Annotated in this window: 16 protein-coding genes; 6 read left to right on the forward strand and 10 right to left on the reverse strand. The window is 52.0% G+C overall.

The genetic code is table 11. The features are described from left to right. On the forward strand, positions 1 to 218 hold a 218-nt coding region (locus AC0QH1_RS05440), incomplete at its 5' end, for a hypothetical protein (RefSeq protein WP_324629903.1). Here AC0QH1_RS05440 and AC0QH1_RS05445 read toward each other — a convergent pair. From AC0QH1_RS05445 to AC0QH1_RS05460, 4 genes are all read right to left on the reverse strand, one after another. Then, a complete protein-coding gene (locus AC0QH1_RS05445) occupies positions 215 to 676 on the reverse strand; it encodes a pentapeptide repeat-containing protein (protein WP_324629904.1) in 462 nt (153 codons plus the stop codon). The two genes, AC0QH1_RS05440 and AC0QH1_RS05445, sit on opposite strands and share 4 nt — an antisense overlap. Positions 677 to 781: 105 nt before the next feature. Further along, on the reverse strand, positions 782 to 1,309 hold the full coding sequence (locus tag AC0QH1_RS05450) for a CYTH domain-containing protein (protein WP_324629906.1): 528 nt from the start codon (positions 1,307 to 1,309) through the stop codon (positions 782 to 784). Positions 1,310 to 1,533: 224 nt separating this feature from the next. Then, positions 1,534 to 2,505 carry a carbohydrate kinase family protein gene (locus tag AC0QH1_RS05455; RefSeq protein WP_324629907.1) on the reverse strand — a complete coding sequence of 324 codons (972 nt, stop codon included), beginning with the start codon at positions 2,503 to 2,505 and terminating at the stop codon, positions 1,534 to 1,536. A 150-nt stretch (positions 2,506 to 2,655) separates the two neighbouring features. Next, entirely contained in the window at positions 2,656 to 3,141 is a 486-nt protein-coding gene (locus AC0QH1_RS05460) for a DUF4168 domain-containing protein (protein WP_324629908.1), read from the reverse strand. A 544-nt stretch (positions 3,142 to 3,685) separates the two neighbouring features. Here AC0QH1_RS05460 and pedR point away from each other — a divergent pair. The 4 genes from pedR to AC0QH1_RS05480 all read left to right on the forward strand — a co-directional run bounded on the left by pedR (position 3,686) and on the right by AC0QH1_RS05480 (position 9,281). Then, positions 3,686 to 3,982 (forward strand): photosynthetic electron transport-dependent transcriptional regulator PedR, encoded by a 297-nt coding sequence (pedR, locus tag AC0QH1_RS05465; protein WP_324629909.1) that lies wholly within the window; start codon positions 3,686 to 3,688, stop codon positions 3,980 to 3,982. Between the two features lie 364 nt (positions 3,983 to 4,346). Beyond that, positions 4,347 to 5,627 carry a histidine--tRNA ligase gene (gene hisS, locus AC0QH1_RS05470; RefSeq protein ID WP_324629910.1) on the forward strand — a complete coding sequence of 427 codons (1,281 nt, stop codon included), beginning with the start codon at positions 4,347 to 4,349 and terminating at the stop codon, positions 5,625 to 5,627. Positions 5,628 to 6,003: 376 nt separating this feature from the next. Then, positions 6,004 to 6,612, forward strand: a complete 609-nt coding sequence (locus tag AC0QH1_RS05475; RefSeq protein WP_324629911.1) for a hypothetical protein — start codon at positions 6,004 to 6,006, stop codon at positions 6,610 to 6,612. Between the two features lie 125 nt (positions 6,613 to 6,737). Then, complete coding sequence (locus AC0QH1_RS05480) at positions 6,738 to 9,281, forward strand: hypothetical protein (RefSeq protein ID WP_324629912.1); 2,544 nt, start codon at positions 6,738 to 6,740, stop codon at positions 9,279 to 9,281. 321 nt (positions 9,282 to 9,602) lie between these two features. On the opposite strand, the gene AC0QH1_RS05485 is transcribed toward AC0QH1_RS05480, so the two are convergent. The 5 genes from AC0QH1_RS05485 to AC0QH1_RS05505 form a co-directional block, all read right to left on the reverse strand. Beyond that, entirely contained in the window at positions 9,603 to 9,722 is a 120-nt protein-coding gene (locus AC0QH1_RS05485; RefSeq protein ID WP_324629914.1) for a photosystem II reaction center protein J, read from the reverse strand. Positions 9,723 to 9,988: 266 nt separating this feature from the next. Then, entirely contained in the window at positions 9,989 to 10,111 is a 123-nt protein-coding gene (locus AC0QH1_RS05490; RefSeq protein ID WP_324629915.1) for a photosystem II reaction center protein L, read from the reverse strand. 9 nt (positions 10,112 to 10,120) lie between these two features. After that, entirely contained in the window at positions 10,121 to 10,255 is a 135-nt protein-coding gene (gene psbF, locus AC0QH1_RS05495) for a cytochrome b559 subunit beta (RefSeq protein ID WP_168571464.1), read from the reverse strand. Positions 10,256 to 10,277: 22 nt separating this feature from the next. After that, positions 10,278 to 10,529, reverse strand: a complete 252-nt coding sequence (gene psbE / locus AC0QH1_RS05500) for a cytochrome b559 subunit alpha (RefSeq protein ID WP_324629916.1) — start codon at positions 10,527 to 10,529, stop codon at positions 10,278 to 10,280. Positions 10,530 to 10,672: 143 nt separating this feature from the next. Beyond that, positions 10,673 to 11,677 (reverse strand): photosynthesis system II assembly factor Ycf48, encoded by a 1,005-nt coding sequence (locus AC0QH1_RS05505; protein ID WP_324629917.1) that lies wholly within the window; start codon positions 11,675 to 11,677, stop codon positions 10,673 to 10,675. On the opposite strand from AC0QH1_RS05505, the gene AC0QH1_RS05510 reads away from it, so the two are divergent. Then, the gene (locus AC0QH1_RS05510) at positions 11,565 to 11,867 is read left to right on the forward strand and encodes a hypothetical protein (protein ID WP_324629919.1); all 303 of its coding nucleotides are present in this window, start codon (positions 11,565 to 11,567) and stop codon (positions 11,865 to 11,867) included. The two genes, AC0QH1_RS05505 and AC0QH1_RS05510, sit on opposite strands and share 113 nt — an antisense overlap. Here the strand turns inward: AC0QH1_RS05510 and AC0QH1_RS05515 are convergent. Then, a complete protein-coding gene (locus AC0QH1_RS05515) occupies positions 11,859 to 12,194 on the reverse strand; it encodes a rubredoxin (RefSeq protein WP_324629918.1) in 336 nt (111 codons plus the stop codon). The two genes, AC0QH1_RS05510 and AC0QH1_RS05515, sit on opposite strands and share 9 nt — an antisense overlap. Positions 12,195 to 12,266 lie beyond the last annotated feature (72 nt).

The following is a 12,266-nucleotide window of genomic DNA, read 5'->3' on the forward strand; positions in this document are numbered from 1 at the left end:
ATGGGCGAGGCAGGGCGTTTATGCAATGCTTTGATTGCATAGCGGTTGTCCTGCACCGTCGAATTCAGCTTCAGGGATTATATCGCCTTCAGTGGATTACCAATCAAAATCGCCCCGTAGGTTCCACAATTTTAGCCGAGACGCAAGAGAAAGCCCAAAGTGAAAAAGTAGGTGGGCAGAGTCGCCCAGCCTACGCAAGGGAATTATTTCCGCCTTAAGGGTTCGACTGTTGCGGCATAATCGTATTTATCTTGATGCTTCCAGTGAGGTATGCGCCCCACAGATTAGCGCCTTCCAGATTCGCTTCACTCAGATTAGCTTCAGTGAGGTCAGCCATTTTCAAGTCGCAATGGCGCAGATCGGCGCGGGTGAGGTTGGCGCAGAATAGATTAGCGCCATCGAGATTGGCATGTTTTAAATTAGCACCTTCGAGATTGATGCTGGTGAGGGAAGCTTCGATTAAATTAGCACCTTCGAGATTGGCGTTTTGCACATTGGCTTCACCGAGGGAAACCTGACGCAAAGTGGCACCGCGCAGATCCACATTGCTCAAGTTTGCGCCATTCAGGTTGGCTTGAGTTAGATCCTGTTGTTGTAAATCGGCGTTGCTGAGGTCGATTTCCTCAAAAAATCGTTCTCCCGCCGCATAGCGCTGTAGGAATTCTTGAACGTCCATGTGATGTCCCTAATTTTTGCTATAGCTCGATCTCGATACTCTACGACAAAGCGGGCATCATCGGTGGTAGCGATCGCTGCTTTTGAGAAAGCGATGCGATCGCCCCTACGAATTCCCTGTGGGTACAGAACTTGCCACTTTCTGACAGACCCATTGCTTATCCGCCTCTGACCAGCGACAATACGGATGATGGATTAAATTAACATTATAAAATCTCGGATCGTGGGAAACTTCTTCCCCCACCCACTCCGGCAATTCGATAACTTGATTTTCGTCAACCAGTTCCACTTCCGCCACAATTAACCCTTTATTGTCGCCGTCGAATTCATCAATTTCCCACACCAGTTCTCCCCAGTTAACTTTATATCTTTTCTTTTCGATAAACGGAGGTTGACACAGCGTCTCCAACATTTGTCGAGCATCTTCCAGGGGGATGGGGTATTCAAACTCCGCTCTAGTGCGGCCCACCGTTGCGCCTTTTATCGTCAGATAGGCTTCCTGACCGATAATTCGTACCCGGACCGACTGTTGCGCGTTGGCTACAATATAACCTTGACGATAAACCGTGCCAATTGCCAGCGATCGCCACGATTCGTTTTTGACTAAAAATTTCCGTTCGATTTCAGTCGCCATCTTTACTCAGGTGATAAATTTTCCTAATTTTTATAGCGCGTTTTTACCCAAATCGCCCAGCAGTCGGGAGGCATAAAAAATCCTTACCTCACCCACCCAGAAAACGCGATATTCTCTTATTTTATAAACTTTTAGGCAAATTGCAAATGCCTTTTTTGCAGGGGCATGGAATGAAATGCCCCTAACAATTTATCTCAAGCAAGACCGAGAGAAAAAGAATCGGGTTAATGAGACGCCAAAAATGCCACCACCTCCGTGGGAATCGGTTGTGCCGCGATCGCCCCGGGTTTCGTCGTCGTCAGCGCCCCCACCGCACTCGCATAGCGGGCCACTCCTTTCGCGACCCCCGCATCGCGCAAGCTATTAATTCCATACTCGCATAACTGATGGATAAACCCAGCGACAAAGCCATCCCCCGCACCAGTGGTATCCACCACTTCCATATTAAATGCCGGCAAAACCCCTTCATTTTCGCCCAGACAATAGGTACAGCCTTTATCGCCTGCAGTGACTAAAACCCCCTCAACATTTCCCAGGCGATACGTAATCGCACCCGCATCGGTGGTATCGAATAACCATTCCGCTTCATCGTCAGAGATTTTCAGGAAATCAATCCGCTTGATTAAGTTTTCAATCAGAGGTTTTGATTCCGCTGGATCGGGCCAAAACATATCGCGCCGGTTCACATCCATGACGATTTTAACATCGTATTGTTCTGCCCATTTTAAAGCGCGCTCGATCGCATCGCGACTGTCGGGAAAGGCTAATTCTAAGCTTCCCAAAACGAGAAAATCTGCATTTTCGATTAATTCTTCCGACAATCCATCAGCTTGCAGGTGGGTGTCGGCAAATTCCGTAGTATCGCGGTTTCCAAACCCCGCAAAACTGCGATCGCCAGTTTCGGACCGCACCACATAAACCTTGCGCGTCGGTGCAGTCTCGTGACGCTGCACCCCCGTACAGTCCACTCCCACATCGTCCAGCAGCTTCACCAATTGGTCGCCGGCTTCATCTTTCCCCACACAGCCGATAAATCCAGCCGACGTCCCTAATTTTACCAAAGCACAAGCCACATTTGCCGGTGCCCCTCCCGGATAAGGAGTCCAAGAGTCTACCTCCTCATAGGGTTTTCCCGGTCGATCCGACAAATTATCAAACAAAATTTCACCCAAGCACAACACGCGCGGATAATTCATAACCTGTCACTCCTTCATTAGCTTCCACGATCCAGCTTACAGGGTCATGGTATTGCAGAAAACCAATTTGTCCTTGGTCAAGGGTCAATGGTCAATGGTCATTTGTCCTTTGTCAATGACCATTGACTAATAACTCTTGACCCTAGTAATTTACTTTTTAGCTTCTTCTAAACCAGCGGCAATTCGTTCGCCAAATTCCGGATCGATATTGGCAAGACTGAGCATTTGCAAATATTCTTGTTGGGTTAAGCCGGCATCTTTAATAAAACAGAGAGCTTCGGCTTCGATTTCCCCTTCTAAACGGTGGGAATCTTCTGTGGTTTCGGCATTGAGAAGTTCTTCAGAGCGCTCGTCGATTAAGGTTAAAACTTGCAGATAAGCGCGGACAAACTGACTGACTTTTTCGGAGGGAATAGTGCTAGCATCCAGGGGGGGACGGGCTTGGGGTGCTTGTTCTAGGGGAGCGGTTAGAGTGGGGAGGTCGCGAGGCGAATCTGCCAGAGAAACCGCCGCACCGCCCAGCATCATCGCCGCAGCGACCCACAGACCCAGGGCGATCGCCATTGAGCGCAGCAGCGCGAGTTGTGGGAATGGAAACCGAAGCGATCGCGCCAAACAAATTGTCAGCTTTTTCATACTTTGTCAGGATTTGCTGTCATGTAGGGGGAGTTAAAATCTTAACGTTATGTTAACTTTTTCCGCGAAATTTCGCGGTTTTCCAACACCCAAAAGTCATCTTAAAACTTTCTTTCCCCAACATCAAACAAAACCCCTTCGCCCACGCACTCAGGATTTCAAATCTAGACCCTGGTTATCAACAGACAACCTCGCCCAGATTGACTCTCAACCTGTCGGCGTTCTCAGGGGCGAGAGCACAAGCAGAGTCTCGGTGCCGCTACTTCCAAGGGTAGAGCGCCCTTGCGAGTGACGTGCAACCGGTGGCTCCCGTGACCTTTAAAAAACTTAAACCAGCAAGGGGCAGAAGATTTCCGGCAAACAGTGGCGATCGCAAAACTCGGCAATTGCGGGGTTTTGAAAGCCATAAGCCGTTTTTCATACCCCCTAGAACGCCCAGTGGAGAAAAAAAACAGCATGCAACAATTTACAAGCTTTGGGCAATCATAGACTAGAATCATTACAATATAGGTAGATATACAGAGACAGAAAATAGGAAATTGTTATGACTGGCGGGGATTCTCAACCCAATATCTCCCTTTCCGATAGGGAATTACAAGTGATCGAACGGGTAGCGGCTGGCTTAACAAACCAGGAGATAGCGCAAGAGCTAGAAATTAGCAAACGAACCGTAGATAACCATATCAGCAATATCCTGACCAAAACCAAAACCAGCAACCGGGTGGCATTGGTACGATGGGCATTGCAGTCCGGGAAAGTCTGCATCAACGACGTGAACTGCTGCAATCTACCCATACCCGAAGCCGCCCAAACCGAATCCGTAGCGGACAACTCCGAATGAGCCGAATCCGGTTCATTGACCGAGAGAAAACGCCCTAAACGCGCCGCCCAAGATCGGAAATTGACTGGCTGAGTGCCGTGAGGGGTAGAGCGAAAAATTGCCCTTGAGCTGCGCTCAGGGGAAAGTTTGCAGTGGGGTTTGCCAAGGCAAATCGCGCCAGCGGGCGATCCCGGAACCGACTTAAAGGCCAATTTGTGGATTCCGTATGAATTCCAGGTGAAAGGAGAGCGGGCGATCGGCGTCGGGAGCCAATGGCAAAGGATCCGGACGCGCGCCCAGGGCTACCCCAGCAGAAGCGCACCTCGGTGACGGATAATGGCAGGTGGGAAATTGCAGCTAGCAAGTGCAAAGAGAAGAAAGAATCATGGGCGCAATTCAAGCATTAAGAGGAACGCGAGACATCCTGCCAGAGGAGATAGCCACCTGGCAAAAAGTAGAAACCCTTGCCAGAGAGATTCTTGGCAGAGCCGCCTATCGAGAGATCCGGACGCCAATCTTCGAGCTAACTGCCTTATTCGAGCGGGGGATTGGCGAAGCCACCGATGTAGTGGGGAAAGAAATGTACAGCTTTCTGGACCGAGGAGAACGTTCCCTCACCCTGCGTCCGGAAGGCACGGCGGGAGTCGTGCGCGCCTATATTGAAAACAAACTACAGGCTGCCGGTGGAGTGCAGCGGCTGTGGTACACCGGGCCGATGTTTCGCTACGAACGTCCCCAGGCGGGACGTCAGCGGCAATTTCATCAAATCGGGGTGGAGGTGTTAGGCACGGCGGATCCGCGAGCCGATGTAGAAGCGATCGCGATCGCCAGCGATTTACTTAAAACCCTCGGGTTGCAAAACCTGCACCTGGACCTCAACTCCGTGGGCAATACCGAAGACCGCCAGCGCTATCGCGACGCTTTGGTGGAATATCTAACCCCCTACAAAGACGAATTAGACCAGGACTCGCAAGAGCGACTCACCCGCAATCCCTTGCGAATTCTCGATAGCAAACACCAACGCACCCAAGAGATTGCCCAAGAAGCCCCGAAAATTTGGCAGCATCTGTGCCCGGAGTCCCAACGCCACTTCGATCGCGTGCAAGCCCTGTTGAGCGAATTGGGAATCCCCTATCAACTCAATCACCGCTTGGTGCGCGGTTTGGATTACTACACCCACACCGCCTTTGAAATCATCTCCGACGACTTAGGCGCGCAAGCCACGGTTTGCGGTGGGGGTCGCTATGACAATTTAGTGGCGCAACTCGGCGGACAGGATACCCCCGCCGTGGGTTGGGCGATCGGGTTAGAACGATTAATTATCCTGCTGCAACAACTGCACGAGTCGCCGAAATCTTCCCTGGATTTTTATGTGGTCTCCAGAGGCGACGCCGCCGAAGCCAACGCCCTGTTACTCGCCCAAAAACTGCGTCACGCTGGGTTTAGTGTGGAACTCGACTTTAGCGGGAGCGCTTTTGGCAAACAATTCAAACGAGCCGATCGCTCCGGCGCAGCCGCTTGTTTGATTTTAGGTTCCGAAGAAGCCGCCAATCGCACCGTACAAATCAAGTGGTTGGCCAGCCAAGAGCAAATTCAACTATCCCAAGCTGAATTACTGCAAAAAACCGACGAATTGCGGCAGCAGTTGGAGAATTTTAAACAATAATAAATTGCAGGTGGGTGTTTGCCCACCTTTTTTTGCGATCGCCCCTCCCCCCTATCCACCCACAGGGGATTGACCACCCGCATTCGCCACAATCCCATTCCCACAAACATCACTGGCTTTTGTTGTATCATTGGCCAAAGGAGAAGTCCGAGGCCGCTGTGCAGGGGGGCGAGGGTCTGCCTCGTCACTCAATAAAAAAACAAAAAGCAAGAGCGCTTGGCATAGGCTTTCGCGCCTCGGTTTCTCCCAACAAATGAACATGTCTAGAAACCCGTTTTCTAACGGTCGTCAATTGTTTGCTCGATATTTTAAACCGTTTTTTTTTGTAAAAAAAATATACCCTTTTTCCTGGCGGTAAAATATTATGTATTGCCCAATGAAACTTGACTGCAAGGCAATGACTGGAGAAATCCACCACTGCCCCAATCTTGAGGAATGTTTGTCCAATTCTCCCCTAGATAGAATGGAGGCACTGCGTCTGTATTTTCTCAATCAGGGGATGAAGCTGGAGGCAATAGGAATCGACGAAGGGAAAACCGAGGAGGATTGGGACAGTCTCATGGAACCGTCCCCCACACCCTTTAGTTATAACTGGCACAGTGAAATCCGCGATCGGATTATTTTTGGCACCGAGATTTCCTGGGAGAGCCAATGCGGCGATATTAAATATTTCGATTTCCTGTCTCGGGGGCAATTGCAACAATTAACCGCCCAAAAGTTTGCCGATCCAGCCTCCCGGCAAAATTTGTCCCCCACCATTGCCGAATTTCTCGCGTTTGCCCGCGTCCAAGCCAGCAAAGGATTTGAATTTAATTTTATTGGGTATGCGGTGAGTCCGTTGCGCGAAGATTATCGCGTCAGCGTGGATGGAATGGTGTTTGAGGGAAATTGTTCGTTTCAGTTAATATCCGAGTTCAATGATTTTGCCGGCGATGCTGACGAAATCGACATTCAACCAAATTATCTGCGCGCCTGGTGGGATTAGTTGGCAGTGGAGTTGACAGTGTTATGATAGACTCCATCGGGAAGCAGACCGATACTGATTGCGGCAAGCTGGCATGAAATCAACTGGCCGCAAACGGTCTCGAATCCCTCGGGCAATCACTACCTGTGCCGCAATCGATGGAACACTGGGAATTTCTGATACAGAAAAAGGGCGATCGCAGTTGGCTGCCTCTAGAAACCCCCGAAGTGGAAGTTCTAGAGGGACGCTATCGCATGGTGGCGCGTTCTGGGCGCAGCAACGCCCCGGTGGAAATTCGCGCCATCTATCAATCCTTTGAAGAGTTCCCCCCGAAGCGACGAGTGCAAAAGCGCACCACGCGAACCAATGGGGAAGGCTTGATGGCGGTGATTCCTTTTACGCGCCTCAAACCGGGAATTTGGGAGTTTAGCTGCATCGATAGCCCCACCTCCGTGCATTCGGTGCGAATCGAAGTGTTGCCCATCGAAAGCGATGAGGACCTCCCCTTGCATCCCACCGACAGCGAGTCGGAAGCCCCGGAGGCGCAACCCCCCGCCAGCACTCCGGAAATGGCGGAGGATGCGGTGGCGAGTTCGGGGGAAACTGAGGCGATCGCATCACCCACGGATGAGGTGTCGAACCGGAATATCGCCCCCGTCAGCGCCTCCACCGAGGACGCCGATTCCTCATCGGAAGCGCCGCAGATGTGGGAAGATGCTGTGGCTACAGGGGAGGAAACGGCGGCGATCGCCTCTCCTACGGATGAGGAGTCGAACCCATACATAGCGCCAGTCAGCGCCTCCACCGAGGAAAGCGAACTACCACCACCACCAGAACCGCCAGAAAATGCCACCCCAGACCAGCCAGAGGTCACGCAATCCCCGGAATCGGCATCGCGGAAGGGGAGTACCTGGGGCAAGTTGTACGCTTTTCCCACCCACCTCACCGGGCAACCCGTCACTTTAGAGGGAGCCGCCTCAGAAGCGGTTATGCCGATCTCAGGGGTGGCGAGGGAAGACAGAGAAACCGGCGATCGCAACTCAGACCCTCCCGCAGAAGAAACCTCCACCGAGGAAACCCCAGAAGTTGCCTCCGCCAATCCCATCCCCTCCGTCGCTTCCAACCGTCCACCGCTTCCCCCTCTCAACCTGACCCTGGCACGGGAAACCTATATGGTGAAATGGGGAGAAGCATTCGAGCTAGAAGGTCACATCGACCTCGCAGAAGAAGGGGAAGAGATCGCCCTGTCTGGGTTGGAATTGCGCGTGAGCCTGCAAAATCCGCAGACGGGGGAACGCCTGGGGCAAGTTGAACAACCCCTCGCCAACCAAATAACGCCGATGAGTTTTGTCTGTCCCGTGGAGATTCCGGCACAGAGCAAGACCCATTTGATTTTGGGAGAGGTCAGCCTGTGCCAGGTGGCGGGGGAAGTGGTACAGACGCGATCGTTTACGATTACCGCAGATGTGCAAGAGCTGCTCGGGGCGATCGCCAGCGACTTCCAGGAAGAGCAACTCTTAGAGGGGTCGCCAGAATACCGTCAAAAGCACAATCTAGAAGAGATTGACGCTTCGTTTGACGAAATTATCGACACGATTAAAAAGAGTCAGCCGCTCTCGTTTGAATCGGCTCCCAAGGAGTTTCTCCCCCCGCAAATTGTTAAGCCCCAGGCGCGATCGCTTTCCCCGAAACCCCTGGATTTGCCTAGTTTTCCGCGTCCTCAGCCCCAACCGAGCACCCCGGAGAAGTCTGCGGAGGCGCGTAAGGCGTCACCAGAGCGCCCGGAGGAGAAAGAGACCGCAGGGGTGGGGGAACGGATAGAGTCGCCCCCAGAAAGCGAACCGAAAGCAGGGTCAGAGGCGATCGCGCCGCCCCAGGAAGCAGCGGAAACCTCAGCAGCGACGCCGGTGGAGGAAACAATGCCCGGGGAGTCGGAAGCGACTCCCGTAGATTCGGCATTTGAGTCGTTGAACTTGGAGGAACGGTTTTTCTCCCGGTTGAATGCGTTAGCGAGCGATCGCGAGTTGTCAGAATGGCTGAAAATTAATTTTTCCCCCCAGGAAACCCCCTCAGACAGTGAGGAGATTGAGGAAGTGGCGCGAGAGTCAGATGCACTGGCGGAGGATTCCGGGGAAGTTCTGCCAGCACAAGAGCAGGCGATCGCCCCAGAAGAGGAAGCCCAAGAGTCAGGGCCGATTGTGCTTGAGCCAATCGACTGGGAAGCGCAAGAAATTGTGGTGGATGATGAGTTGTCTGAAGTGGGTTCCGAGTCGGGGGGGATCCCTACCGGTGCGGATGAGTCTGTTGCCCAGCAGTTCTTGTTGCCCGAAAACGAGCCGGTGCCAACCCCGGAACTTTACCTTCCCAAGGGAGAACTGACCTCAGGGCGATCGGTGAAAGTGGCGGTCCGACTCCCGCAGATCCAGCCTCGGATTTATGTGAAGTTATGGTTGCACGATCGCCAAAGTCGCACCATTTTGGATGGCCCACACTGGTTGACCGAATTTTGGCCCACGGGAATGGGAGATGTGGAAGGGACGAAAGAGTTGCTCGTTCCCTATGGCAGTTTAGAGGTCCAGTTTGAAGCGATCGCGGTGGAAGTGCAGACCCAGCGCGAAAGCCATAAAGTATCCGTCGATCGCGCGATTTCCCCGCCTCGTCCCCCCAATTTGCCTTTGGGCGATTTCTGAAGCTTAACCCTTCCGAGGACAATTGATACCGCCTCCGGGGGTTCATTGTCTGCTCTTAATTCTTAATTCTTCATAAAAATACCGCCTCGATCGGGTCGAGAGGCGGTATTTTTGTCCGTAGGGTAATCCTGGCCATCCCTTGCCAAAAACCCTTATTCCCCGCTCCGAAGAGACGGGGTGAGGGGTTTGGGGTAAAGTTAAAACCACCTACATGGATGGAGGGGGTTAGGGATATCCAGCTACGGTTAGGTCGCCCATTAGGGTGTCGATTTGCAATTTTAATCTAGGGTTGAGAATGGGCGGTTAAAGTAGGGTGGCATTCTACAGAGAAGAGCCAACCCCAACATAAGAACCGTAGAAAAACAGACCGACAACGGCGATGATGCCTAAGCCAGCGATCGTGGCTACAACCCACAACGGAAGTCTTCCGCTTCCAGACATAGAATTTTCCTCCCCTGTTATAAAACAACGAATTTGGTGACTTGATTTCACGTACTCCTGAAGCCCCTGCAAGGGATGGGGTGCAGGGTAATTTGCACCTGCAACATCAGAATTCCAAACCTTTCCACTACAGGATAGAAGCCTGTTTGAGAAAGGGAAAGGCGGGTTGCCGCTGAATGGAAGTTGCCCGACTTGATGGAGGCATAGAGAATGAAAAACGGCTTTTCATCCCATCCCCGGTAGGCAAACTGGGTGCTTCTGTGGAGTTAGTTGAAAAAGTAGCTAGAGAATAGGATACCGAGAACGAAAACCAGCAGCAAACCTAGGTATAGAGAAGTACGGTTAAGTTCAACCGGCTGCTTATTCGGATTAGGAATACGAGTTGGCATGAGAAACTCCTATCGTTGAATGAATTGCATTGCCGCGATCGCGCCCAAAAAGAACACGGTGGGAACAGCCAGGGTATGGACCGCCAGCCAGCGAACGGTAAAAATCGGATAAGAAATGGGTTCGTTAGGATTATTGCTTGTCATAATTAGGCACCTCCGTGACTGACTACTTAACCTCTAACCGATCGATTTCTTGCTTGGCGTTCAAACGATCCTGAACGATCGGTAATTCCAGACGTTCTTGGGTGAAATATTCGTTAGGTCTTGGCGTGCCAAACACGTCATAAGCCAAGCCCGTGCTGACAAACAGCCAGCCGGCGATAAACAGTGCCGGAATGGTGATGCTGTGAATCACCCAATAGCGAATGCTGGTAATAATATCCGCGAACGGACGTTCTCCAGTGGATCCTCCAGCCATTGATTAGTCCTCCTGTGACAAAAGTTCCAACGTTAATTTCTATGATACTTTCCTTGTGAAAGAGCCACAAGTCATATGCATCAAGGTACCAGAACCCAAAACGGGGGAATGCGATCGCATTTGTACCGTCGTTTCTGGTAAATCTAGGCCGTTTCTGGCATGTCCTTGTATTTCAGGATAATGCCTCGCTGGCCGATTACAAAACCCTTTTCTGGGTTCAAAAATACAATCTTGTAAAAGTTGGAGGGAACCTTTTCCAACTGGCGGTCTTTTTTCCAGGTTTTGCCCCCATCAACGCTGCGGAGTAAATTGCCGCTACCGCCACCGACCCAAATTTCGTCAGGAGTGCGGTAGGCTAAATCGAGCAATCCCCAGCTTGTGGACAACTCTGGATAAATTGGGTCACTCCAGGTGTCTAGATCCGTGGGGTCGCTAAATTGAACTTGACCCCCCCGGGCGAGCATCCAGAGACGGCCCTCGGCGGTAAAGCCCATATTTTGAATGCGCCGAGAACTATTGCGGTTATGGGGTTCCCAGGAATTCATCCCCGGTTCCCAGATGGAGTAGAAATTGCCTCGGGAGGAGACGGCGACATATTTGCCCTCAGGCGATCGCTGGATATTGCGGATCGCACCCACCGCCTCTTGCACCATTGCTTGCCAGGTTTTACCGCCATCTTGCGTGCGGTAGATCGCCCCCACATTGGTGGTCATTTCCGCCGAGTTCGAACCGAGTGCCACGATGCTCAGGGGTTCCCCGGGCAACTTCTCGCTCAATTGAACTCGTTCCCAAGATTTACCTTCATCGTCGGTATGCAGCAAGATAGAAGGTTCGCCGACGATCCAGCCTTCTTCATCGGCAAAACTGACAGCACTCAAGCGATACCGTTTGTCGTCGAGACTGAGTGTTTTCACCTCCCAAGTTTCGCCGCCATCGGTAGTTTCTAACACAGTGGCTTTACTGCCGACCAACCATCCATGCTGGAGATTGTCGGTAAACGTAATGTCGTTTAGATTAACATCTGTTGGCAACGAGATGACTTCCCAAGGGTTGTCACCGAGGGACGGGACACTAGAACACCCGACACACAACAGCACAACCGTCAGTAATGCAACAAATCGTTTCAAACCGTTTAATATCGAGTCCATTACTTGCTCTATGTGGAATGTGAATCGTCCCGGATCTTACACCCCGGAGCGAAAGGGAGCGCAAGGGCGCGATCGCCGTGAACCAAGCCACCAGCGCGATCGCTGCCCACCTATTCTCAGGGGTCAAACCCCCACAAGCTTCCCTGTGCCACTCACCGGGCGCAGGCGATCGCCCAGTTCTTTAGCGTAAGCCATACAGGCTCAGAAAGAACAAAATTCCTGCCCCTAAGCCACCAAAAATCAGCAAGCTTTTCTGAGTTGGGGTTAGAGTATTTACCCCGAACCCGTAGGCGTAATTTTCCTTAAACCCAGAGGCTGTACCTTTCGGGCCGATATTGCTAAATTGTGAAGGCCGTGCCCCACACACTGGGCAGCGCCAATTGCGCGGTAACTCTTTGAACGGCACTCCAGGCTGAACCTTACGGCCATCGCCTTTCTCTGGCTCGTAAACGTAGCCGCAGGCGCGGCATTCATACCGGTCTAGCGGTTGAGGTTGAGCGGCTTGGTCGGTACTCATGATAACCTCCGATACGTTTGGAAACCCCCGTGCTTTAGCCGGGGGAGGAAAAACGAACGTGCGGCTTTAGCC

It is taken from the genome of Phormidium sp. CCY1219 (assembly GCF_055795085.1).